Origin of the sequence: Kaistella yananensis (genome assembly GCF_026107505.2) — a bacterium.
Taxonomy (GTDB): Bacteria; Bacteroidota; Bacteroidia; order Flavobacteriales; family Weeksellaceae; genus Kaistella; species Kaistella yananensis.
Map to the genome: position 1 here is coordinate 18101 of NZ_JAPCHZ010000004.1, position 24924 is coordinate 43024.

Below are 24924 nucleotides of genomic sequence, written 5' to 3' on the forward strand. Positions count from 1 at the left end.
GTTAAGATTAATATTTTGATTTAATCAAATGATTAAAATATTTTTTGGCCTAAAAAAAAACGCAGCTCAAAAGAACTGCGTTTTATATTTTATTGCGGAAATCTTTACATCCCAAACTGTGTTGCGAAAAGATCCGGGAAAATTCCTAAAACCAAAAGTGCGGCAATAATGAAAACCGCAACGATATTATAGGTTAACGGAACTCTTTCAGAAGTTTTGAAACTGCTTTCTTTTGGGAAGAACATCACCATGATGAGTCTTAAATAGTAAGCAATGGAGATCGCGGAACCCAATACTGCCACCAAAACAAGGAAAGGAGTGGTTTCTATCGCCTGTGCAAAGATGGAGAATTTTCCCATGAAACCAGCTGTTAACGGAATTCCGGCCATAGAAAGCATCGAAATAGCTGCGGCAACTGCCAATAGCGGTTCGGTATGTGCCAATCCTTTGAATGCGTTGTAAGAAGTTTCGCGTTTCAGTTTTTCAACCCAGATTAAGCACATCATCACGCCAATCGTTGCCAGTGAGTAAGCAAAAAGATAAAAAGCAAGATTGTATGCAGATAAATTATTAAGTCCAAAGAAAATAAGACCAAGGTAACCTACGTGAGAAACCGATGAGTAAGCCAGCATCCTTTTCGCATTGCTTTGCGCAAGTCCCATTACGTTGGCTAAAAACAGGGTGATGATAATGAGAACGCCAACGATGTTAATCCATTCTCCGGTGATTCCGAAAAAGCCGATCGACATTACTTTGAAGAAAGCAAAAAATGCAGAAATTTTTACAACCGACATCATAAACGCGGTAATGAGGGAAGGTGAACCCTGGTAAACATCGGGACTCCACATATGGAACGGCGCCATGGAAACTTTAAATGCCAGGGCAACCAACATTAATACTGCACCTGCATTAAACATCAGATCCTTGGAGTTTTCAAGTGAAAACTGATGAATTTTGTATAGATCGAAGCTGCCGCTGCTGCCGTAAACCAAGGCAATACCGAATAAAAGAAATCCGGTGGCAAGTGCACCCATCAGGAAATATTTAACCGAAGCTTCATTGGAGCGTAAATCTGTTTTGTTACTTCCGGCCAATACGTAAAGCGGAATAGATAGAATCTCAATACCCAAAAATAGGGTTACCAAATTCTGGAATCCGAAAAGCACAATACCGCCACAAAGCGCAAAAAGCATCAGCGCATAGAGCTCTGATTGGTGGCTGCGGTGGTTGCTGAATGAAAAACCTCCCAAAAAGAAGAGCAGAATCGTGATGACAATAGCAATCTTTGTGAAAAGAGCCGCGTTTACGGTATAGTCGAACATCGATTTGTACTGGTTAAAGAATTCCGCTTCAGGTAAAAAACTTACATAAAATGCCACGAGAAGCCCAAGAATACTGATGTATCTTGAAAATTTTCCCTGTTCAAAAACCCCTGCAAATAATGCGGCAACTGCAGTAAGGAATATGATGATTAAAACGCTCATTTAGTTTAGATTTGAGATTTGAAATTCGAGATCTGAGGTTCTTTCTCTTTCTTAAATATTTAAAATTATTTTCTTAGTTCATCATCGAAGTAAAAATAAACTTCAGTGAACTGTTTACCATTTCGATAAGAGGCTGTGGGAAAAGTCCCAGCAGAATTACAAATACCGCCAAACTTGCCAGCACCGTAAATTCTACACCCGATAAGTCTTTCGCAGAAGATAAAACACTTTCATCTCCTTCACCGAACATCGCTTTTCCGTAGAATCTTAAAAGATAAACTGCGGACAGAATCATGGTAAGGCCGGCAAATACGGCTGCGAGTTTGCTATAATCGAAAACAGATTTAATCAGAATAAACTCCCCGATAAAACCATTGGTTAAAGGAAGTCCTACAGAACCAAGTAAAATTACAAGGAAAAGAACGGCAAATTTCGGTGCAACCTTAGCCAAACCACCCATTTGACGGATATCTCTTGTTTTGAATCTTTTATAAAGAATATCAGCACAGTAAAAAAGACCTACAACATTAATCCCGTGAGCGAAAGCCTGTACCATTGCTCCTTCGCCACCTTCAGTCATCAACGTACCTTTTACCGTTAAAATAGCTGATGCCATAATACCTGCCACCATTAATCCAACGTGTGATAACGATGAATAGGCGATAAGACGTTTTGAGTCGTTCTGCACAATGGCAATCAGTGCACCGTGAACAATACCTACGATGGCAAGAACCAAAACAATTTGTCCTGAAATTCCTAAAATTGGGTCCGGTGTTATCGGTAACAGATATCTTAAAAGTCCGTACACTGCCATTTTCAGCATGATTCCCGAAAGAAGCATGGTCCCCTGGGTTGGTGAATACGTGTAGGTATCCGGCTGCCAGGAGTGGAATGGGAATATCGGTAGCTTCACCGCAAAAGCAAAGAAGATGAACCAGAATATGACAGTCTGCTCAGATGTGTTCAGGTTGGCGTTGTAAAGGTCGGTTAGTGCAAAAGACGCGGAATGGGTGTACACGTAAATCAGCCCGATCAGCATGAATAATGATCCTACGAAAGTGTAAACAAAGAACCTGGTTGTGAACGCAATCTTCTTGTTTTCCTGACCCCAGATTCCGGCGATTAACCAGATTGGGATAAGGGTAACTTCCCAGAAAATATAGAACAGCAAACCGTCAAGTGCAGTGAAAACTCCGATTAAACCAAACTGCATCAATAGAATAAGTCCGTAAAAAGTATTCCTGTACCCAGGTTTCTCATTAAAGGAAGACAGAATGATGAGTGGCGTTAAAATATTGGTAAGCAGCAACAGCACCATGCTCATCCCATCGATCCCGAAATGCAGGTTACTTTTGATAAACTGCGACCAGGGATAATTGATTTCATACTGCAGAACTCCGTCCACTGTAGGCGTGGAATCGAAATGTGCCAGCATATAAAATGAGATAAACATTTGCACAAATGCAAATCCCAGTGCCAAATATTTACTTGCGGAGTTTTTCCACGCGAATACCACTGCAGAACCTACGAGAGGTAATAGTAACAATGTTAATAATAGATACGACATTTACTATTGTAATATAAAGTTAACAATTAAAATAATTCCGATCGCCAGAGACATGATGAGCACATAATTCTCCACGTTTCCGTTCTGGAGTCTTTTTGCTGCCCGTCCTGAATCTTCAGCGCCGCTTCCGATGAAATCTACAAACCGATTCAGCACGCCTTTATCGAACATATTTCCACCAACACCCAAACCTTCAATAAACCTTACGAAGGTTGCATTATTAAGTTCGTCCAGGAAGAGTTTTCTGTTCGAAAGTCTTTCCCAGCCGGTATATTTTTCATCCGGCAAAGCCATTTTTTTCTTGTTTACATAAATGTTTTTCACGACGAACCAAACGATGAAGAACATGAGGACCGTTAATGCAAGAAGGATCATTTCGGTTCCAAAATTCACTTCCGGAAGTTCAAGATCATAAACGTAGATAGATTTCAACCATTGGTCAAGCTTTGCATAATTACCGTGACCGATGAAGTGGGGTAGGTTGATGAAACCGCCAACTACTGATAACACCGCCAGAACAATCAAAGGAATCGTCATGTTCGATGGACTTTCATGAACGTGATGTTTCTGTTCTTCAGTTCCTCTGAATTCTCCATGGAAGGTCAGGTAATACATTCTGAACATATAAATCGCTGTAAGCGTGGCTACCAGGAACAGGATTACCCAAAGCACCGGGTTTTTACCGTAAACATTGGTTAAGATTTCATCTTTGGAAATCATCCCCGAAAGGAACGGGAAACCTGAAATCGCAAGTGTTCCAATAAGGGAAGTAATATGTGTAACTTTAATTTTGCTTTTCAAACCACCCATAAATCGCATGTCCTGTTCGCCGCTCATGGCGTGGATTACCGAACCTGCACCTAAGAACAGCAACGCTTTGAAGAACGCATGCGTCATCAGGTGGAACATTGCGGTAGTATATGCGCCAACTCCCAGTGCAACAAACATAAATCCTAATTGCGAAACCGTAGAGTAGGCTAAAACTTTTTTAATATCATTTTGTCTGAGACCGATAAACGCTGCAACCAAAGCGGTAAGAAGCCCGATAAACAGGATTCCGTCCATGGTCGTAGGAGCAAGCGAGAAAAGGAAATTTGATCTTACCACCAAATAGATCCCGGCAGTAACCATGGTTGCCGCGTGGATTAACGCAGAAACCGGTGTTGGACCAGCCATTGCATCCGGTAACCAGGTAAATAGCGGAACCTGTGCAGATTTTCCCATGGCTCCGATAAATAAACTCGCTGTAATAAAGATGATTACCGGTGAATCCAGTTCAAATTTTGAAGAGTTTTGAGCTACAGAAAGAAAATCAACCGCGTTGGTCTGATAAGCAATCATTAAAATCCCGATAATCATTCCAAGGTCACCAATTCTGTTCATGATGAAGGCTTTTCTTGCCGCCGCACCATATTCTTTATTGGTATACCAGAAACCGATGAGCAGATAAGAGCACAAACCTACACCTTCCCAACCGATGAAAAGGATCAAATAATTGCTGCCCATCACCAAAAGGAGCATGGAGAAGATGAACAGATTCAGGTAAGCAAAGAATTTATAAAAGCCTTTGTCGTGGCTCATGTAACCGATGGAGTAGAGGTGAATCAGTGATCCGATTCCCGTGATAATCATGATCATCATTAATGACAGCTGATCGATCTGGAAACTAAAATTCACCTGGATTCCGTTAACCCTGAACCATTCAAAAGCCCTTACAATTACAGGCTGCGAATCTGCATCGAATTTTAAAAATAAACTGACAGCAATACAGAAAGAGGCAAAAACCACGAGTGTTGCGATACTTCCTACCACCATCTTCGGCAGACTTTTTCCAAAAAGACCGTTGATCAGAAATCCGAATAAGGGTAAAAGTATAATTGCGTAAACTAAATTTTCCATCCTATATTATCCTCTTAATTTATTAAAAATACTGATGTCTACCGATTTCGTATTGCGGTAAATCATTGCGATAATTGCCAAACCGATCGCAACTTCTGCCGCAGCAACCACCATGATGAAGAACACCAGGATTTGACCGTTTCCATCGCCTTTGTAGCTTGAAAATGCAGCCAGAAGCAGATTTACAGAATTCAGCATCAACTCTACACAACCCAAAATAATGATGGCGTTTTTGCGGATTAGAACGCCTAAAACTCCAAGACAGAAAAGTACAGAACTCAGTATAATAAAATACTCGAGCGGTACGGTCTGTATAAATGAATTTATTTCTCCCATAATACTATAAATCTTTTTTACCGATAAGCACAGCACCTACAATTCCTGCCAGGATGAGGATTGAAGCCAGTTCGAATGGCAATACATATTCGTTAAACAATAATCTTCCGAGGTTTTTGGTCAACCCGATGGATGAATCTGCACCGGTTCCGAAAGTCGTCGCGTTCAGTCCTTTGAAAGCACCCAGAATTCCGATTAAAAGAATTCCTGCAGCAAAAACCCCGATGAATTTGGTGATGTTCTGCTTTTTACTTTCGTCGCCTTTGTTAAGGTTAAGCATCATCAGGATATAGAGGAATAAAACCATAATCGCCCCTGCGTAAACAATCACCTGAACAATTCCTAAAAACTGAGCATTCAGTAAAACGTACATTGCGGCAATCGAAAAGAACGTTACAATCAGCGAAAGAATGGAGTAGAGCGGGTTTCGGGCAAACACAAAATAGGCTGCGCTTATAATGGCAAGAAATGCCACAAAGAAAAATATAATCTGTTCCATTTATTTAACCGATTTTTTTTGTAATTCGCTCTGTCTCGCTGTAATATCAATTCTTTCATTGATTTTTTCAACCAGTTTATCTTTTCCGTACACGAAGCTTCCGCGGTTGGTTTCCACATCCACCAAACGGTCGGTAAGGTAAATCGCAGATTTTGGGCAGGCTTCTTCGCACATCCCACAGAAAATACATCGCAGCATGTTGATTTCGTACACCGCTGCATATTTTTCTTCGCGGTACAGGTCTTTTTCCTCCCGGGTTCTTTCCGCGGCGGTCATGGTAATTGCTTCTGCTGGACATGCGACAGCACAAAGTCCGCAGGCAGTACATCTTTCGCGCCCTTCTTCATCACGTTTCAGAACGTGCAGGCCACGCCAGACTTTCGCCCTTGGCTTTTCCACCTCCGGATAGGAGTAAACTTTCCCTTTGGAACCCGCCAAAGCGTGTTTCAGGGTAATGGCCATTCCCTTCATGATTTCGGGGAGGTATATTCTTTCCATAAAAGTCATCTCTTTGTTGGAGACTACTTTTGATCTGTTGGTCAGTTTCATATTGATTTTGTTTTAGCTTGGCCTAAGCCGTGAGCATGACAACTTTTACTTTTTTAATTAGGTAAAGAAAACAATTACAGCAGCAGTAATCACAAGATTTACTAAGGCTAAAGGAATTAAACTCTTCCAGCCCAGATGCATCAACTGGTCGTATCTGAATCTCGGGATCGTCCAGCGGATCCACATAAAGATCAGGATTCCGATAATCACTTTAAAAAGCATCGCCAAGATACTTAAAATACCTGCCGTATTTTCGCCCCAGTTTTCAGATACCCAGTTTATCCCAGGATAGTTGAATCCTCCGAAAAACAGGGTAGCGATCAATGCATTTGAAATGAACATATTCACATATTCCCCGAACATGTATTGCCCAAAGTTCATGGATGAATATTCTGTCATATAACCGTTTACGAGTTCAGATTCACATTCCGGCAAATCGAAAGGGTGACGGTTGGTTTCTGCCAAAGCAGCAACGAAAAATATGATAAATGCTAAAGGCTGGTAGAAAATATTCCAGTTCATCCCGTCTGCCGGAATTAAGCCCCAGATTTTACCGGTTCCCTGTGAAGAAGTGATGTAGTGAAGATCCAGACTTCCTGCCATTAAAATAATTGCAAGAAGCGAAAGCCCCATAGCCAGCTCATAAGAAATCATCTGCGACGAAGCACGGATGGCGCCGATAAGCGAGTATTTGTTATTGGAGGCCCAACCACCGATCATCATTCCGTAAACTCCGATGGAAACCATTCCGATAAGATACAGTACGCCAACATCGATATTGGCCACCTGAATATCAAAAGAAGTTCCGCCGATGTTCAGCGATTTACCCCACGGAATTACCGCTCCGGTAATCAGAGAGACGAACATGGTGATCCCAGGTCCTAGATAAAACAGAAATCGGTCGGCGTTCTGGGGTACGAAACCTTCTTTAAAAAAGAGTTTTCCACCATCTGCCAAAGGCTGCAAAAGACCGAAAGGTCCGGCTCTGTTCGGCCCGATTCTGTCCTGTAACGCCGCTGCCACTTTTCGCTCGCCCCAGGTAGAGTAGGCTGCTACGCCCATGGATACAGCGAAAAGAACAAGTACTAAAATGAGTTTAAAGGTAATTAATTCCATAAGTTATATCATTTGAGGTTTAAAGATTGATTTTAAATCAGTTTTAAACAGCTCATTATCAAATTAAATTATTTCGTCTTTTTCACCGATTTCTTTTGCATCGGGATTGTTCAGGAGATTAACCATATTTTTTGGCTTCTCGTAATGGTTCAGCGAGATAACCGAGTGTCTGTCGATATGTCTCGGACCTTCGATCGTCCAGTGTTTTAGGTCTTTTTTCTCGAAACGGCACTCATCACAGATCCAATCCTGCACTTCGTCGTACTGGTCTTTTCTGGCAGTAACCCTGATGATTTCTTCACCTTTCATCCAAACAACCGCTTTTCCGGCACATTTATCACATTTGCAGGTGGCGTTCATTGGTTTGGTAAACCACACTCTGCTTGCAAAACGTGCAGTTCTGTCGGTTAATGCTCCTACAGGACATACATCAATTACGTTTCCGATGAAATCACTGTCCAGAGCTTTATTTAAATTCGTTGAAATCTCTGCATGGTCACCTCTAAAGAGAATTCCGTGCTCACGATTTTCGGTAAGCTGGTTGGCTACCAAAACGCATCGTGCACACAGGATACAGCGATTCATATGAAGTTTAATGTTCGGACCGATATCTTCAGGGTCGAAAGTTCTTCTTTCAAATTCTGTTCTGGTTGCTTCTACACCATGCTCATAACCCAAATCCTGAAGGTGGCATTCGCCGGCCTGGTCACATACGGGGCAATCTAAAGGGTGATTTATAAGCAGAAATTCGGTTACGGCTTTTCTTGCTTCCTGAGTTTTTTCGGAGGTAAGGTTTTTTACTTCCATACCATCCATCACGCCGGTTCTGCAGCTTGCTACCAGTTTTGGCATTGGCCGCGAATCTGCATCTGAACCTTTTGATACTTCTACCAGACAGGTTCTGCATCTTCCGCCGCTGGATTCCAGGGGTTTGTAGTAACACATTGCCGGAGGTACTGATTTACCGCCGATCTGTCTGGCTGCTTCAAGAATAGAAGTTCCGGGCAAAACCTCAGTGGTCTGTCCGTCGATCGTGATCTTAAATTTTTTAATTTCTTCGCTCATTATAGATGAATTCAAAAATGAATTAATTAACTTTTACGGGTATTAAAGGTATAACCAATCCCGAAATTGATCTGTCCGAAAAGGAAATCCTGGGATGCCTTATCGGGTTTATTGTTTAAAGTTGTTTTTATGTCAGGCATGTTGATATAGCCTAATTTTCCTTCTACTCTTGCCATCCAGTGTTTCCAAAAGACAGCGTTAATATTTGCTCTGGCGTCGAGGCCGAAACCTGCAACATGAAAACGGTCGCTTCTTTCATTGTCGAAAAGTTTTACATTACTTTTCGGAAAAAGAATACCTGCGCCTGCGCCGTAGCTCCACATCACATTTATTTTTTCTTTGCTCAATAGCGGTTTATATTTTTCTAAACCTGCATTTACATAATTCAGTCCGTCGGTATGTTCAAACGTCAGGAATTTTGTATCAGTGAGATCAACTTCACCGTTCTGTACCATCGCCGAATATACCGGATCGGAAATATTTCCTTTAAACTTTACGGTCTGTTCCTGGTCCATCACATATTTCATATGGTCTGTACCTACAACCAGCGCCAAATTATCCTTAATGAAATATCCCAACCGGAAGTTAAACTGCGGTTTAGAAATTTGCCCCGGATCAACGTAAGCCAAGTCTAATTCGCTCGGTCTGTCGTGCGCTGCCACATTTTCTAAAGTGAAATCGTAGCCGTTTCCTCTAAAGTGAATATCAGACTTAGTAAACGCGGCTCTGTTCCAGCCCCAGAAAACGAACATCTGTCCTTTTTTCGACATCGGCTTAATACTAAAGTCGAAATCGTCAGATATTTCCTGAGTTGTATCTGTTTCCTGGGCAAAACTCAAGTTCAGTCCCAGAAAAAGGAATGCAAAAATTTTAAAGAACTTCTTCATCTTATTCTGCTTTCGCAGCTACCGGAATTGGATCCGCATAATTGGCTAAACCGTAATTTTTTGTTAATGCTTCAGGATTGTTAATATGCCATTCAAACTCATCTCGGAAATGACGGATTGCCGCGGCAACAGGCCATGCAGCCGCGTCACCCAAAGGGCAAATGGTATTTCCTTCAATTTTTCTCTGGATGTCCCACAGCAAATCGATGTCTGCCAGCGTTCCTTCTCCGCTTTCTATTTTTTTAAGGATTTTATACATCCACGGCGTTCCTTCACGGCATGGTGTACACTGTCCACAACTTTCGTGAGCATAGAATCTTGCCAGCGTCATGGTGTGTTCTACGATACACTGGTCTTCATCAAGTACTTCAAATCCGCCTGATCCCATCATCGTTCCGGTTGCAAATCCGCCATCCGAAAGGGATTCATAATTCATATATCTCGGCTCACCGTTAATGGTTTTCAGCAATAAATTGGCTGGAAGAATCGGCACGGAAGAACCTCCCGGAATACAGGCTTTAAGTTTCTTCCCGTTCGGAATTCCGCCGCAGTATTCATCTGAATAAATGAATTCTTCTACGGTGATGGTCATGTCGATTTCGTAAACGCCAGGTTTGTTTATGTTTCCGCAGGCAGAAATCAGTTTTGTTCCGGTAGAACGTCCTACGCCAATTTTGGCATATTCGGCTCCCGTAATGTTGATGATAGGCACTACAGCTGCAATGGTCTCTACGTTGTTTACTACGGTAGGGCTTTCCCAAAGACCTTTTACTGCCGGGAATGGCGGTTTCAGACGTGGATTCCCTCTTTTACCTTCCAGCGATTCCAGCAGTGCAGTTTCTTCACCGCAGATATATGCACCGGCACCGCGCTGAACGTAAATCTCCAGATCGTAACCGGTTCCCAAAATATTTTTTCCTAAGAATCCGTTTTTCTTTGCTTCTTCAATGGCTTCTTCCAGAATGTCGGGAATCCAAGAATATTCACCACGGATGTAAATGTATGATGTATTTGCACCCAACGCGAATGAAGAAACAATCATTCCTTCAATCAGAAGATGGGGCAGGAATTCCATTAAGTAACGGTCTTTAAAAGTTCCCGGTTCGGATTCGTCGGCATTTACGACCAGATATCTTGGGACGCCTTCGGGTTTTGCGAGGAAACTCCATTTCATTCCTGTGGGGAATCCTGCGCCGCCACGCCCTCGTAGTCCGGAAGTTTTCACTTCTTCCACAATGGCGTCGGGGGTCATTTTCAGTGCTTTTTCAACTGCTTCGTAACCGCCCTGTTTGCGGTAAACATCGAAGTAACGGATTCCTTCTATGTGCGCGTCTTTAAGTAAAAGTTTTTTACTCATTTTCTATATGCTTATTGCAATTGGCTTTTGGCTTCTTGCCTGTAATTACTTTTTTAAATTCAATAAAAACCTTACGGTTCTGAAATCAACAGTTTAGTCGAGTGCAACGGCTCCCTGTCTGCAGAGTTCCAGGATTTCGTCAACTTTTTCAACTGTTAAATTTTCGTGATAAAATTTACCCAGCTGCATCATTGGCGCATAACCACAGGCACCGAGGCATTCTGCAGGTTTCAGTGTAAATAGTCCATCCGCAGTGGTTTCGCCGTCTTTAATGTTCAGTTTGGTACGGATATGATCGAGAATTTTTTCACTTCCTCTGGTAAGGCAAGGGCCGGTTCGGCAAACTTCCAATACATATTTCCCCACCGGTTTCATGTTGAACATGGTGTAGAACGTTGCAACTTCGTACACTTCAATCGGTTTGATACTGAGAATTTGGGCAACGTAATCCATCACAGGAACATCAAGCCAGCCGCCAAATTCTTTCTGCGCAAGGTGAAGCACAGGAATGAGGGCAGATTTTTGCTTCCCTTCAGGATATCTTGCGATAATTTTATGTACCTGTTCTAAGGATTCAGGTTTAAAAGCAACAGTTTCGCTCATATTTTAAGATTTTAGATTTTAGATTTTAGATTTCAGATGAAATCGTTTTCTGAAAATCCTATCATTGATCTAATTTTTATGTTTGATTTTTAGATTAATTCAAAATTTATAACCTAAATTTATAATTTTATTAAGCATCCAGCTCCCCGGCAATTACGTTCATGCTGCACATGGTAACAATCGCGTCGGAAATCATTCCGCCTTTGATCATTTCCGGATAAGCCTGATAGTAAATAAAGCATGGTCTCCTGAAGTGCAGTCGGTAAGGAGAACGGCCACCATCACTCACGAGATAGAATCCTAATTCGCCGTTTCCACCTTCTACAGCATGATAAACTTCGCCTTTCGGCACATCAGTTTCGCCCATCACGATTTTAAAGTGATAGATAAGTGCTTCCATATTATTGTAAACATCGGCTTTTTCCGGCAGATAAAATTCCGGAACATCTGCGTGGAAAGGTCCGTCCGGGAGATTTTTATAGGCTTGCTCAATGATTTTCAGACTTTCCCAAACTTCCTGCTGGCGAACCATAAAACGGTCATAAGTATCACCGGCAGTTCCTATAGGAATAATGAAATCGAAATCGTTATAAGAGGAATAAGGACTTGCCACACGTACATCGTAATCCACACCCGATGCACGTAAGTTCGGACCTGTGAAACCATAGCTCAGTGCGCGTTCTGCAGAGATCGGTCCGGCTTTGATGGTTCTGTCCATAAAAATTCTGTTTCTTTCATTCAAAGCACAGAATTCTCCCCAGATTTTCGGGAATTTCTTTAACCATGTCTGAAGCATTTCATGGAACTGAGGACTGAAATCTCTTTCAAAACCTCCGATTCTTCCCATGTTTGTGGTCATTCTGGCACCACAAATCTGCTCATACATTTCGTATATTTTTTCTCTTTCCTGGAAGAGATAGGTTAAGCCTGTAATTGCACCGGCATCCATCGCGATAACCCCGTTACAAATCATGTGGTCGGCAATTCTTGCCAACTCCATCATGATGACTCTCATGTAGTCTACCCGTTTCGGAACTTCGCAGCCGATGAGTTTTTCCACCGTCATGTGCCAACCCATATTATTGATTGGGGCCGAGCAATAATTCATCCGGTCAGTAAGGGTAGTGATCTGTGCAAAGTTTCTTCTTTCAGAAATCTTTTCAAAAGCACGGTGAATATAGCCAATGGTTTGTTCTGAATGCAGAATCCTTTCGCCATCCATCGTTAGAACATTCTGAAAAATACCGTGGGTTGCCGGGTGCGTTGGCCCCAGGTTCAGCGTATATAGCTGCCCGTCGATATTATCCTTTGCGTCGTTATGGCTGAGTATATTTGATAGCGCGTTGTCTTTCATAATTTTTCCGTTGATCTAAGGTTATCTTCCGAACATTTTATCGTCTTTATCTGTTCTTGTACCATCTTCAAGACGATACTCCTTCAGCATCGGGTGGTAGCCAATATCTTCCATATTAAGGATGACACGGAGATCCGGATGGCCTTTAAATTTAACTCCGTAGAATTCGAAAGTTTCTCTCTCCATCCAGTTAGCACCGGCATAGAGGTCGGTCATTGAATCTACTTCGGCATTTTCTTTTGGCATAAAGGCTTTCAGACGAATTCTGAAGTTGGTCATCATGTTATGAAGATGATAAATTACGCCGATTTCTTTTGCCGGATTTTCGGGATAATGAATTCCGCAGATATCTGTAAGGAAATTTATTTCTAAAGATGAATCTCTAAGATAGTGAATTACCTTTTTGATGTCTTCTTTTTTTATTTCTAAAGTAAGAAGATCATATGGTTCTGAATGCGAGATTACTGAATCCGGAAATTCTCTTGTAATTGCTTCTAAAACAAATTCGTTTGTCATTGCCAAATTAATTTATGCCGTAGGATTCCAGTAAGTTTTTATATTCAGGCAGGTCTCTTCTGCGGATACTTTCGTTTTCGCAAAGTGCCTGTACCTGCATTACGCCTTCAATAATCTGTTCCGGTCTTGGCGGGCAGCCGGGAACATACACATCTACAGGAATAATTTTATCGATTCCCTGAAGTACAGAGTAAGTATCGAAAATACCACCGCTGGAGGCACATGCACCCACAGCAATCACCCATCTTGGCTCAGCCATCTGGGTATAAACCTGCTTCAGTACAGGTCCTAATTTTTTAGAAATTGTTCCGCAAACCATCAGCATATCTGCCTGTCTCGGGGAGAAGGAGTTTCTTTCCATCCCAAATCGTGAAGCGTCGTATGTCGGGTTCAGTACAGCCATAAATTCAATACCACAACATGAAGTGGCAAAAGGAAGTGGCCATAGCGAAAATTTACGTGCCATGCCTATTACACTGCTGAGTTTGGTTGCGAAAAATCCTTCGCCCTCAAAACCCTCAGGTGGTTCAGCATCCATTCTTATAATTGGTTTGTTATCTGACATTTTTGTTTTCTTTTAAGATTAATTAAAATACGAAAAATGGGGTTTATTTATCCCAGTCTAAAGCTCCGCGTTTCCATACGTAAATGAAAGCGAGGAAAAATACGGAGATGAAAGTAAGCACCGCCAAAAATCCTTCTACACCAAATTCGCGCAGATTAACTGCATATGGATAGAAAAATACAATTTCGATATCGAAAAGTACAAAAAGAATTGCGGTAAGAAAGTATTTTACAGAGAAAGGAGTCCGGGCATTGCCTTCAACATCCACGCCACACTCGAAGCTTTCATTTTTTTTAGTAGAACTTGCCTTCTGTCGCGGGCCTAAAAAGTGTGTTCCTAAAATACAGAGTAATACGAAACCAAAACCAACAGCAAACTGAATGATAATGGGAAGATAGTTTTCTGGAATATTCATGCTTACATTATTTTCTCAATATGCAAATTTAATGAATAAAGATGTAAGGAAGAAATTTAACTCCAAGAATTATAATTTTATAATTAATCCCTGTTAATTTAGAATTAGTAAAAATAATTATTTCTTTCCTGAGTTCTTCATGCGCTTCAGTACGAGAAAAGCCAGATATCCGATGTATAAAAACAGGAAACTTGCGAAAAGGATATTGATGAGGCTGTTGGTGCGCTCATCAGCAACCTGAAAAAACTGATTGTAGACAATAAAAGCAACAATAAGAAGCAGATAAACGGAAAGTTGTTTTTTCATTTTAAGGATTTTAAACAATAATTGTTACTGAATTTCCATTGCATAGGTTCTTCTCCGCTTGTGATTTACCGGGTTATAATCCTGCCACAGCACCTGTACGCTTTTGTTTTCTTCCAGCTCCGGATTGGTTTCAGCAAACTTAATTCCCATTTTGCTGAATCTTAAGAATATTTCTTTAAAAATAATGGCGGTAACCCCACGGCGCTGGTATTCCGGATGGATGCCGATGAGATAAAAATTCGCGCGGTCGTTTTTCTTCCCTGCCTGCAGAAAATGCCACCATCCAAAAGGCAGAAGTTTTCCTTTTGATTTCTGCAAGGCTTTGGAATAAGACGGCATTGTAATCGCAAAAGCAACAAGCTGATGATTTTCATCTTCCACGCAGATCACATAATTTTTATCAATGAAAGGGAAGTATTTCTCGCGGTAAGTTTTGATCTGCTCCTCTGAAATCGGGGTGTACGTGGAGAGCGAATTATAAGTCTGGTCTAAAAGCTTGAACATGGGCTCCACCAGCGGTAAAATTTCTTTTTTGTTTTTGAAGTCAATCACATTCAGTTTGTATTTCTGTGCAATCAAAGAACTGAATTTGTTAACTTTTTCCGGCAGTACGGTTGGGAAATTCATTTCAAATTCTACCCATTCTTTTTCTTTAACCAACCCAAGTTTTTCCATGTGTTTTGGGTAGTATTCGAAATTGTAAAGGCCGATCATTGTTGCAATCTTATCAAAACCCATTGTCAGCATTCCCGATTTGTCAAGATTGGTAAATCCCATGGGACCTTCAATTTTTTTTATGCCTCTTTCTTTGGCATAATTCACAGCAGTATCGATTAAAAGTTTCGATACTTCCAGGTCGTCAATAAAATCGAGCCAACCGAAGCGTACTTTGCTGATGCCCAATTCTTTTTCTTCCTTATGATTGATTATTACAGCGATTCTACCCACAATCTTTCCGTTTCGTTCCGCAAGAAACTGTTTGGCCTCGGAATACTTAAAAGCAGGATTTTCTGCGGGATTCCAGATGTTTTTTTCCTCGTTGATTAAAGGCGGTACATAATTTTTGTTATTTTTGTAAAGTTCCATAGGAAAAGTGATGAATTTTTTTAAATCCTGAACACTTTGTACTTCCTTTATTAATATTGCGGACATGCTGTTTTGTTTGAAAAAACAAAGATAAAGGATAAAAACAAATATAAAAACTTTGGCACGTTTTTTACTTTCAAATTACAGTTTGAACATTTAATAAATAAAAAGAAAAAATGACAGGTTATTATCTAATTATTGGACTCTCGATGCTCGTAAGTTGGTTGGTTTCAGCAAGATTGAAATCTAAATTCGAGCACTATTCTAAGGTTCATTTAAGAAACGGAATGTCCGGAAAAGAAGTGGCGGAAAAAATGCTGAGAGATAACGGAATACATGATGTACAGGTAATTTCAGTACCAGGACAACTTACAGACCATTATAATCCGGTAAACAAAACAGTGAATCTTTCAGAAGGAGTTTATATGCAGCGCAACGCCGCAGCAGCCGCAGTTGCAGCACACGAGTGCGGACACGCGGTGCAGCATGCTGTAGGATATTCGATGCTTCAGCTTCGTTCCAAACTCGTTCCGATTGTAAGCATCAGTTCAAACCTTATGCAGTTTGTATTAATCGCGGGTATTGTGCTGATGAGTGCAACACAGACCATAGAAAATCCTAACGGAAATACCACGGTGCTTGCGATTGGTGTTGCTATGTTCGCTGTTACCACCCTTTTCGCTTTCGTGACTTTGCCGGTGGAATATGATGCAAGTAACAGAGCAATGAAATGGTTGAAAGACACCGGAACAGTTACTTCAGAAGAATATGTTGGGGTAAAGGATTCATTAACTTGGGCGGCAAGAACTTATCTGGTTGCAGCACTCGGTTCTTTGGCACAGCTGCTGTATTGGGCATCGATGCTTATGGGCAGGAGAGATTAACCTAGTTAAACCGGAAAGAAATATTTTGCATCTCGGACAGTTGTTCCGAGATGTTTTCTTTTATGGAAGTTTTTATTTTAGCGGTGATGATACATTTCTCATCGGACAGAAAGTCCAGGATTCTTCCGTCGAATTTACTGAGTAAAGTAAAGATTTGGTTTTGTTGACTGAAACCGAAGCTTATTTCAATCTCAGACTCCAGTTGCTTTTTAACGATTTCTGCTTCCTCCAATGTAATTTTTGCAGACTCTTTATACGTTTTTACGAGACCGGAAACGCCAAGTTTTGTTCCGCCGTAATACCGAACCACAATAACTAAAACATTCGTTATTTCGTGAGCCAACAGTTGATTGTAAATTGGCAGGCCTGCACTTCCGGAAGGTTCGCCGTCGTCATTAGCGCGGTAATTTTCACCTTTTATGCCAAGCCGGTAGGCGTAGCAGTGATGCGTAGCTTTCGGGTGTTCTTCGCGTATTTTTTCTAAACTTTTCTTCAGTTCTGCTTCATCATCAACAGGAAAGGCAAAACCGATGAATTTGCTTCCTTTTTCTTTTAAAAGAATATTTTCTACAGGTGATTTTATAGTATTGAAAGAAAATTCCAAGTTTAGAAGTTTTTATGAAATTCAATGATATTGTCTCTGAAATTTTTTGTTTCGAAATTTTCGTGATGAAATTCAGGTGCTTTTGTTCCGTTGGTCAACTTCAGGTTTTCATTTTTGATGATGATGGCTTCGTCCCATATCTCTGCATTGATAAACTGTTGAAGCGTAAAACTTCCGCCTTCAACAATCACCGACTGTATTTGATTTTCATAAAGTTTTTGCAATAAATTTTCAAGAAAGTTTTCCTTTTTAATTTTGATTAATTTTATGTTACTTTCTTCTGAATCTTTTACCCCATTGAACACTAAAGTTGGCGCTTCGTTATTGTAAATATTAAAGTTTTCAGGAACTTTTAGATCAAAATCAATCAAAATTCTTACGGGATTTCTTCCCGTAATATCCCTTGTCGTTAGCCCGGGATTATCGGTTAATGCTGTATTTGTTCCCACCAAAATTGCGTGTTCTTCGCTTCTTAACTGATGAACAAACTGTTTGGTTAAACTGTTTCCGATTTGGGTAGGTTTAAAATCTTTATCCAGAAATCCGTCTCCTGACTCTGCCCATTTCAGAATGATGAATGGTCTTTTTTTCTGGTGAAACGTAAAAAATCTTTTATTGAGTTCCTTGCATTCGGTTTCTAAAACTCCGGAAATCACTTCGATTCCGGCATTTTCAATCATCTTTTTTCCTTTTCCATTCACTTTTTCATGAGAATCCAGGGTGCCGATAACCACTTTTTTAAATCCGGTTTCGGTTATTTTATTCGCACACGGCGGTGTTTTTCCGAAATGAGCGCAGGGTTCCAGCGACACATAAATCGTGGCTTCTTTTAATAATGCTTTGTTTTTTACCGAATTAACTGCGTTGATTTCTGCATGGTTTTCTCCTGCCTTTTGATGAAAACCTTCACCAATTATAAGGCCGTTATGAACAATAACGCTTCCTACCAAAGGATTGGGATAAGTGTATCCCAAAGCGTTTTTTGCCAGGTCAATGCAGCGTTTCATGTATATTTCGTCGGTCATCGTTGGGTTTCAAGTTTTAATAACTAAAAACACCCAACAGTTGGCGGGTGTTTAAGTGGTTGTATTTATTTTCCGGGATTAGGCTGGGCAACTTTTATTTCCGGAATTTTATACTCGATCATTGTTGCCATCAAATGGTCGCGCTGTTTTGCCAGTGCTTTTGCGGCAGATTTCAGATCTCCGTACATTCTTTTTGCATACGACATGATCAGGAAACTTTTCTGGCCTCCATTCTCCATATTTTTGAAACGGTAAATATTGTATTCAATATAAGAATCGCCGTTTTCGGGAGCTTCAGAAATAAAATAATCTACGATAAACTCTTTGCCGTCCGGACTTTCGGTCACGTTAACTTTAGCGAATTTATCTTTTTTCTCCCGCTGCTGCACCGATTCAACCTTTTGTCTCACCGCAAGTTCAGTTTCTATTTCTTTGTTGAAAAAAGAAAAGTCGATAAGTTGATTAAAATCCCTGAAGTTTTCATCTTTCGGGATATACTGCTCCTGAAAGAGCGTTTTGGAACGCTGTTTCGATTGAATGATATAAAATTCTGTCCCGTCGTATTCAATAGGATTGGGAAACGATAAAATACTTGTTTCAGTTTCCTGCGCATTGATAAATGTCGCGGAAGTGAAAAGCATCGCTAAGAATATTTTTTTAATCATTTTTACTGATTTTCGCCTGAAAGAATTTTGTGCAGACTCTGTTTCATGGATTCGAGCTGGGATTTTTTCTCATCGATCTTTTCGTAAGTATCCTTCAATAAAGGATTGGTGCGTGAGGAATTGCTGAAAAAGCCGACATTATTTTCCATCTTTACGATTTCTGCTTCCAGATCTGCAATCTGGTTTTTAATTTTCCGGGCTTTGTCTGTAAGCTGGTTTTCAGAAAGACCTTCTTCTTTCAGATCATATTCGTGAATTTTGTTGAGTTTCAGTTTTTCTCTCAGTGTTTTGTTGAATTCGCTGTTGATGGATAATTTTTCGCGCGGTACTTTGCCGATATTATTCCAGCTTGTTTTTATGTGTTCAATTTTTTCTACACTTCCTTCTTCATCAGAAATCGCTTTCAGTTCCTCCAGAAGCTGTTTTTTATTCTTGTAGTTTTCTTTCCAGTTGTCGTTTACTGCATTGTTTTTTTCTCTGTAATTATTGAAAAAAGCGTTGCAGGCTTCACGGAATTCATCCCACACTTTATTGGTCATACTGCGCGGGACGTGGCCGATTTTCTTCCAGTCATCCTGAAGCTTTTTGAAGAGAGGCACCGCAGTTTCCCAGTCTTCAGAAAGGCTGTTGTCTTTGGCGGTCTGTATCAGTTTCAGTTTTTCCTCCAGATTGGTATGCTGCGAACTTTTCAGTCCTTTATAAAATTCGTTTTTTACCGTGTTGAAATTTCTTAAATGAAGTTTGAAATCGTTCCAATTCTGGTTGGAAACTTTTCGCGGAACACTTCCAAGCTTCAGGAATTCGCTTCTTAATTCCTCAATTTTTTTAATTGAATTTTGCCAGTAGCTGTGGTTGGGTTCTTTTTCCGGGGCAGCAAGTTTTTTTATTTCCTCGATGATTTTATTTTTCTTCTCGAGGTTGGCGTTTTGTTCCTCATCAATCTGAGCCGAAAGTTCAGATTTTCTTTCATGAATTCTATTGGAAATTTCCTTGAATTCTTCCCAGGTTTTTTCTCGGAATTCTTCAGCAACCGGTTCGGCTTCTTCTTTCCAGAGTTTGTGCAGATACTGCAGTTCATTCAGTGCTTTCTGTACCGCAGGTTCGGTTTCCAGCTGTTTTGCACGCTCGATGATATGCTGGCGTTTTTCCAGATTATGGGCAAATTCCTGCTCCATATATTCTTTATTCATATCCAACATCTGATAGAATTGGTTCAGATGATGAAAATAATTGTTGTTGAGCAGTTTGAACTCGGATTTAGCGACCTGCCCGGCATTTTTCCACGCTTCTTTTATTTCGCGGATGGCTTTAAAGAGGTTGGTTCCGGCTTCGGTATTGGAATACAGATTTTTAAGTTTTTCAATAATCTGCTGTCTTTCTTCCAGGTTTTTTGTGTGTTGTTCTTCCTGTTTTTTGCTGTACTCATTGTTTTTCTCTCGGAAAATAGTAATGAGGCCGGCAAGTCTGGAAAGATCTGGGTGCTGGAAGTGGAAATCTTCCGCCGCATTTCCTGCCGCGATGAACTCGCTTTTCTGATCTTCTGTTTCGTCGTGAATATAGTGATTTGCCTGTTCTTTCAAATGATTAAAAGTTCTGAAATGTACACCAGCATCTTCTTTATTGATGATAGCTTCCATTTCTTTAAGGATTTCGGGTAACGTTAAATGTGCAACAGATTCCAAAACTTCTTCATGATGATCTTCATGGGGTTGGCCTTCATCAGCTTTTTCATGATCGATTTCTGAGAGTACTTTTTCGTCAGGTGCTGTTTCTGCAGACTTCTGTGTGTCTACATCGGCCTGGTGTTCCGGTTTTTCCTGTAAACCTTCTTCTGTCGAATTTTCTGAATTTTTACTCGCAGGTTGGTCAGGCGATTGCTCTACAGGAGTTTCTGCCAGGGCATCATTGTTTACTTCTGTTGTGTTTTCGGAACCGTTTTCCTGGAAAACCTCTTCATGAAGTGGTTTTTTTTCATTGTTGTCAGAGACTGAATCTTCTGTGATCATAGCAAACTTGTTATTATAATTGTGTGGCAAAACTTTATTACCGGAATTTTGACGTTAAACAGAGCACTAATTTAACTTATTTTTTTTAAAAGTTCCAAATTTCCCAGTTTTTTTCTGCCTGTTGTTCAAGCATATAGAAACCGTTCACTGTTTTGGCTCCTTTTTCAGAAGATTTTTTAATAAAACTGGTATAATTTGGATTGTAAATCAGGTCGATAACAAGGTGCTGATCGGTGATTCCATCGAAAGCAAAATCCAGGCAGTCATCCACATTCGGAAAGGTACCCACCGGAGTGCACTGGATAATAAGACGGTTTTTAGAAACCATTTCTTCCGTTACATTTGCGAAATTTAAGTCCCCGTTTCGCGAAACAGTTTGATAAGGAATGTTATTTTTTTCAAGAACATACTGTACCGCTTTTGCTGCGCCGCCATTACCTAAAACCAGCGCCGCATCCTGAAAATCTTTACGGTGAAGCAAAAGTGTTTTTTCGAATCCGAAAACATCGGTATTAAATCCTTTTTTTATCTGATCTTTAATCAGGATGCAGTTTACCGCGCCTGTTTTTTCTGCCTCATCACTGAGTTCGTCCAGGTAGGGAACTATTTTTTCTTTGAAAGGGATCGTAACATTCAGTCCAACCAGGTTTTGGGTTTTAAATAAAGTTTCGATTTCCGACAGATCCTGCAGATCATATACGTCGTAAAAATGATTCTTCAGCATTAGCCGCTGAAATTTATCTTCGAAATATTTCTTGGAAAAAGAGTAGGAAATGTTCCGCCCAATGATTCCAAACTTTTTTTGCTCTTCCATGCTTCAAAAATAATGAATGCGCTCCGAAGAATTGCTATTTTAGGAATAATTTTATTTATGAGTTATATCTGTTTTTTTTAAATTCACTGTTGTCTCTTCTTCAATTATTTAAGTATTTCTAAGAATAAAATCTAAACGTTCTTCCGATGGTAAAACCGGGATGCAAAAAGGCAGGAAGAATATTCCTGCCCTCTGATGGAAATGAGATTTCCTCTAAGTGTTTATAATCCGTCGCCGTCCAGAAGGTTTCCTAAACCGCCGAGGATGCTGCCCTGTTCTCCTTTTTTCGTGGTGCCAAACTGCAATATTCTGCTGGCGAGTCTTGCGATTGGAAGGGTTTGAATCCAGACTTTTCCCGGACCGCGAAGCTGTGCAAAGAATAGACCTTCGCCTCCGAAAATCGAGTTTTTTATACCTCCTACAAACTGAATGTCATACTGCACTTCTTTGGTGAATGCCACGATGCAGCCGGTATCGATTTTTAAGATTTCTCCGGGCTGCAGTTCTTTTTCAATGACATGTCCGCCGCTGTGAACAAAAGTCATCCCGTCGCCTTCCAGCTTTTGCATGATGAATCCTTCACCACCGAAAAGGCCGGTCCCGAGTTTTTTCTGAAGTTCAATTCCTACAGAAACGCCTTTTGCGGCACACAGGAAGCTGTCTTTCTGGCAAATTACTTTACCGCCAAGTTCGGAAAGATCCAGCGGAATGATTTTACCAGAATACGGGGCCGCAAAATTAACCTGTCTTTTCTGTGATGATGTATTGGTAAAAACCGTCATGAAAAGGTTTTCGCCGGTAAGCATTCTTTTTCCGGCAGAAAACAGCTTGCCCATCAATCCTCTTTCTGTCCCGTCACCAAAGAGTGTTTCCATGGTAATTCCTTCGGTCATCATCATAAAACTTCCGGGTTCGGAGATTACGCTTTCATTGGGATCCAGTTCTATTTCTACACACTGCATTTCTTCGCCGTGAATTTTGTAGTCGATTTCGTGGTTGTTCATTTTTAAAATTATTTTTCAGTTATTAGTATTGCATAGGGCTTAATTGTTACTTGAAACAGTCCCGGTTGAAAAAAACCGGAAGATTTTTCTTCCGGTATTTAGTTTTGAATGGAGTTCCGAAAATTACTCTACAATAAATTTGGCAGTGCTGTTTCCTGCTTTCAGGATGTAAACGCCTTTCGGCAGATTTTTTAAAGCAATCTTTCCTGAGTTTTTAAAAGGCTGGGAAGCAGTCTGAACCAATTTTCCGGTGAAATCAAAAATTTGTGCGGTTTTAATTTCAGAAAGGTTTTTACCGCTTACATTTAATTCACCGTTCTTCACAGGGTTTGGATAGATGCTGATCGCATTTTTACTTGCAGAGCTTTCGTTTACACTGGCAGAGGGTGCATAACAGGTCCAGCTCATGTCATCAATTGCCACTCTGTTTGTGGTGCTTGAGTTCTGAAGTGTAATTTCTACAGGGCCGGCTACGTTAATATCTGTTACTGTTGTGGTGGTAACTGTAGAACTGTATGGAACTGTTTTACCAGTATCTGTCCCGTTAACAAAGATTTTTAAAGTTCCTGCTGAGCCGGAAAATTTAAGTTGAGTTGTTACTTTTAGGTTACCAATTCCGTTTGGAACTGAAAGGGCTGTAATAAAACCGTCTCTAATAGTGATGGCTCTTCCGTTAATGGTTTGGTCGGTTCTGGAGTCTTCAGATGTCCATGAAATTCCGTTGCTCGTCCAGTTATAAGTAGAGTAATTGGAAGAACTTGGCGGGATGGTTTCGAAGTTTTCGTCACCGCAGTTTTCGCTTAGTGCTGTAGTGGTAGCAGTAACCGCATTACTTTGAGGCGAAACATTTCCTGCCGCATCTTTAGCTATAATATAAATAGAATAAGTGGTTAACGGATTTAAGTTAGCAATGTTCGTGGAAGTTGAACTTGTAGATCCCATAAGCTCACCGTTTACATAAATATCATAAGATGTTACTCCTACATTGTCCGTAGCGGCTGTCCACTGTACTGCGATATTATTTGATCCGACTGAACTCACGGTTAAATTTAGCGGAGCTGTTGGTGCCTGTGTATCAGTCAACGTTGTACCGGTGGCGGTATTGCTTTGCGCTGAGGCATTGTTTGCTGCATCTACTGCGATCACGTAGAAGTTGTACGTTGTTCCCTGGGCAAGTCCGGAAACTGTAGCTGTAGGTACATTCGAGTTGCTGTGGAAGCTTCCGTTTACAAAGATTTTATAATATGAAACACCTACATTGTCTGTTGAAGCAGTCCAGCTGAGATTAGCTGAAGCGGTGGTTGTGGAAACTACTGCTAAATTTGTAGGAGCAGAAGGTGCCTGAGTATCCAAAGTCTGGCTTCCCCAAATCAGCTGAACCCATTCCGGGTGGTCAATAAACGGATTTCTGTTTTTTTGGAAAATATAAGAAGCGTTGTTCCGCTCGATTTCTGTCGGTGAAACAGGATCCTGAGTAGACCATGCAAGCAGTACATCTCTTTCCCACGCCTGTAAACCAGGGTATGCGGAACCGCCCAGCATGTTTCCGGTAGAGAAAGATGACAACCTGCTCTCATATCTTGTCACGAAATAAAAAATCATTCGGGCGATATCACCTTTAAATTCATCAATAGGCTCAGCAACGGTTCCTCCGTAACCCGGTGAACTGCTGGGTCCTACTTTGGTCCCATTTTTCGACGTGAAAGAAGGATTGTTAACAGCCCCGAAAGGGTAGTTGCTTCGCATTCCATTCACTTTTCCGTCGGTTGGCCGTACGAAATGGATATCGCCGCGCATAGGTGCCTGCTGGTTGAAGAAACTTTGGGGAACTACATGTTCGCGGTTGTAGCAGTCGCCTTCCACACTGTAGTTGCCGCATTTTTTAATTCCGTGTCTGTACGTATAAGGATCCGTTCCGGATGGATTCTCTGAATACATATCGAGCACGGTTCCGTCGTTTTCATAATAGTGGTCGGAATCTGTTGTTGGATATCCGTTGTACAGACCGTCGTACCCGTTGTCTTTATGTCCGGCAGTAATAATCGCGCTGAGTTTTGTTTTCAGTGCGGCGCCGGTTAAGCCTTCGGTGCCATTGTAATATCCTGCAGGTGCCTGAGCGAGAGCAAGAGAAAACATGAAGCCAAGTAAAAGAGTGGTGAATTTTTTCATGTTAATTAAAATAAAAATTGGGAGGGTAAAGTTATAAAAAAATCAAATCGGAAGAATAGATTGTTATCCACACTATTTTACGCGATTAAATAAGGATTTTTAAAAGAATTTGCTTTATGAATGAACAAAATAAAAAACCGGCAGATGCT

Annotated in this window: 25 protein-coding genes; 1 reads left to right on the top strand and 24 read right to left on the bottom strand. The window is 40.8% G+C overall.

The genetic code is table 11. The annotated features are described in order from the left end of the window. Positions 1–104 precede the first annotated feature (104 nt). The 17 genes from OK344_RS07080 to OK344_RS07160 all read right to left on the bottom strand — a co-directional run bounded on the left by OK344_RS07080 (position 105) and on the right by OK344_RS07160 (position 15670). Positions 105–1484 (bottom strand): NADH-quinone oxidoreductase subunit N, encoded by a 1380-nt coding sequence (locus OK344_RS07080; RefSeq protein ID WP_265144142.1) that lies wholly within the window; start codon positions 1482–1484, stop codon positions 105–107. A 73-nt stretch (positions 1485–1557) separates the two neighbouring features. Next, the gene (locus OK344_RS07085) at positions 1558–3051 is read right to left on the bottom strand and encodes a complex I subunit 4 family protein (RefSeq protein WP_265144143.1); all 1494 of its coding nucleotides are present in this window, start codon (positions 3049–3051) and stop codon (positions 1558–1560) included. Between the two features lie 3 nt (positions 3052–3054). Continuing rightward, a complete protein-coding gene (nuoL, locus tag OK344_RS07090; protein WP_265144144.1) occupies positions 3055–4950 on the bottom strand; it encodes an NADH-quinone oxidoreductase subunit L in 1896 nt (631 codons plus the stop codon). 6 nt (positions 4951–4956) lie between these two features. Next, positions 4957–5286, bottom strand: coding sequence for an NADH-quinone oxidoreductase subunit NuoK (gene nuoK, locus OK344_RS07095; protein ID WP_088469483.1), 330 nt, complete (start codon positions 5284–5286; stop codon positions 4957–4959). A 4-nt stretch (positions 5287–5290) separates the two neighbouring features. Continuing rightward, positions 5291–5785 (bottom strand): NADH-quinone oxidoreductase subunit J family protein, encoded by a 495-nt coding sequence (locus tag OK344_RS07100; protein ID WP_088469482.1) that lies wholly within the window; start codon positions 5783–5785, stop codon positions 5291–5293. Continuing rightward, positions 5786–6334, bottom strand: a complete 549-nt coding sequence (locus tag OK344_RS07105) for a NuoI/complex I 23 kDa subunit family protein (protein ID WP_088469481.1) — start codon at positions 6332–6334, stop codon at positions 5786–5788. Positions 6335–6391: 57 nt separating this feature from the next. Beyond that, positions 6392–7450: an NADH-quinone oxidoreductase subunit NuoH gene (nuoH, locus tag OK344_RS07110; RefSeq protein ID WP_088469480.1), complete on the bottom strand. Its 1059-nt coding sequence runs from the start codon at positions 7448–7450 to the stop codon at positions 6392–6394. A 63-nt stretch (positions 7451–7513) separates the two neighbouring features. Continuing rightward, positions 7514–8515: an NADH-quinone oxidoreductase subunit G gene (locus OK344_RS07115; protein ID WP_265144145.1), complete on the bottom strand. Its 1002-nt coding sequence runs from the start codon at positions 8513–8515 to the stop codon at positions 7514–7516. 26 nt (positions 8516–8541) lie between these two features. Next, positions 8542–9402, bottom strand: coding sequence for a hypothetical protein (locus OK344_RS07120; protein ID WP_265144146.1), 861 nt, complete (start codon positions 9400–9402; stop codon positions 8542–8544). A 1-nt stretch (position 9403) separates the two neighbouring features. Continuing rightward, positions 9404–10759 (bottom strand): NADH-quinone oxidoreductase subunit NuoF, encoded by a 1356-nt coding sequence (nuoF, locus tag OK344_RS07125; RefSeq protein WP_088469477.1) that lies wholly within the window; start codon positions 10757–10759, stop codon positions 9404–9406. A gap of 93 nt (positions 10760–10852) precedes the next feature. After that, on the bottom strand, positions 10853–11362 hold the full coding sequence (locus tag OK344_RS07130) for an NADH-quinone oxidoreductase subunit NuoE family protein (protein WP_088469476.1): 510 nt from the start codon (positions 11360–11362) through the stop codon (positions 10853–10855). Between the two features lie 130 nt (positions 11363–11492). Then, positions 11493–12716, bottom strand: a complete 1224-nt coding sequence (locus OK344_RS07135; protein ID WP_265144148.1) for an NADH-quinone oxidoreductase subunit D — start codon at positions 12714–12716, stop codon at positions 11493–11495. 21 nt (positions 12717–12737) lie between these two features. Continuing rightward, positions 12738–13232 carry an NADH-quinone oxidoreductase subunit C gene (locus OK344_RS07140; RefSeq protein ID WP_088469474.1) on the bottom strand — a complete coding sequence of 165 codons (495 nt, stop codon included), beginning with the start codon at positions 13230–13232 and terminating at the stop codon, positions 12738–12740. A 7-nt stretch (positions 13233–13239) separates the two neighbouring features. After that, positions 13240–13797, bottom strand: a complete 558-nt coding sequence (locus OK344_RS07145; protein WP_265144149.1) for an NADH-quinone oxidoreductase subunit B — start codon at positions 13795–13797, stop codon at positions 13240–13242. Between the two features lie 43 nt (positions 13798–13840). Further along, positions 13841–14212 carry an NADH-quinone oxidoreductase subunit A gene (locus tag OK344_RS07150; RefSeq protein ID WP_088469472.1) on the bottom strand — a complete coding sequence of 124 codons (372 nt, stop codon included), beginning with the start codon at positions 14210–14212 and terminating at the stop codon, positions 13841–13843. Between the two features lie 117 nt (positions 14213–14329). Continuing rightward, positions 14330–14518 carry a hypothetical protein gene (locus OK344_RS07155; protein WP_265144150.1) on the bottom strand — a complete coding sequence of 63 codons (189 nt, stop codon included), beginning with the start codon at positions 14516–14518 and terminating at the stop codon, positions 14330–14332. Between the two features lie 24 nt (positions 14519–14542). Then, the gene (locus tag OK344_RS07160; protein WP_265144151.1) at positions 14543–15670 is read right to left on the bottom strand and encodes a GNAT family N-acetyltransferase; all 1128 of its coding nucleotides are present in this window, start codon (positions 15668–15670) and stop codon (positions 14543–14545) included. Positions 15671–15780: 110 nt separating this feature from the next. On the opposite strand from OK344_RS07160, the gene OK344_RS07165 reads away from it, so the two are divergent. Further along, positions 15781–16488 (top strand): zinc metallopeptidase, encoded by a 708-nt coding sequence (locus tag OK344_RS07165; RefSeq protein ID WP_265144152.1) that lies wholly within the window; start codon positions 15781–15783, stop codon positions 16486–16488. A 1-nt stretch (position 16489) separates the two neighbouring features. Here the strand turns inward: OK344_RS07165 and OK344_RS07170 are convergent, their stop codons facing one another. The 7 genes from OK344_RS07170 to OK344_RS07200 all read right to left on the bottom strand — a co-directional run bounded on the left by OK344_RS07170 (position 16490) and on the right by OK344_RS07200 (position 24775). Continuing rightward, positions 16490–17092 (bottom strand): IMPACT family protein, encoded by a 603-nt coding sequence (locus OK344_RS07170; RefSeq protein ID WP_265144153.1) that lies wholly within the window; start codon positions 17090–17092, stop codon positions 16490–16492. A 2-nt stretch (positions 17093–17094) separates the two neighbouring features. Continuing rightward, positions 17095–18117: a bifunctional diaminohydroxyphosphoribosylaminopyrimidine deaminase/5-amino-6-(5-phosphoribosylamino)uracil reductase RibD gene (ribD, locus tag OK344_RS07175; protein ID WP_265144154.1), complete on the bottom strand. Its 1023-nt coding sequence runs from the start codon at positions 18115–18117 to the stop codon at positions 17095–17097. Positions 18118–18182: 65 nt separating this feature from the next. Beyond that, a complete protein-coding gene (locus OK344_RS07180; RefSeq protein ID WP_265144155.1) occupies positions 18183–18782 on the bottom strand; it encodes an HI_0983 family protein in 600 nt (199 codons plus the stop codon). Between the two features lie 2 nt (positions 18783–18784). Continuing rightward, positions 18785–20788, bottom strand: a complete 2004-nt coding sequence (locus OK344_RS07185) for a DUF349 domain-containing protein (protein ID WP_265144156.1) — start codon at positions 20786–20788, stop codon at positions 18785–18787. Between the two features lie 85 nt (positions 20789–20873). Then, positions 20874–21602 carry a shikimate dehydrogenase family protein gene (locus tag OK344_RS07190; RefSeq protein WP_265144157.1) on the bottom strand — a complete coding sequence of 243 codons (729 nt, stop codon included), beginning with the start codon at positions 21600–21602 and terminating at the stop codon, positions 20874–20876. 221 nt (positions 21603–21823) lie between these two features. Next, entirely contained in the window at positions 21824–22606 is a 783-nt protein-coding gene (locus OK344_RS07195) for a TIGR00266 family protein (protein ID WP_265144158.1), read from the bottom strand. A gap of 123 nt (positions 22607–22729) precedes the next feature. After that, positions 22730–24775, bottom strand: coding sequence for an endonuclease (locus OK344_RS07200; protein WP_265144159.1), 2046 nt, complete (start codon positions 24773–24775; stop codon positions 22730–22732). Between the last annotated feature and the right edge of the window lie 149 nt (positions 24776–24924).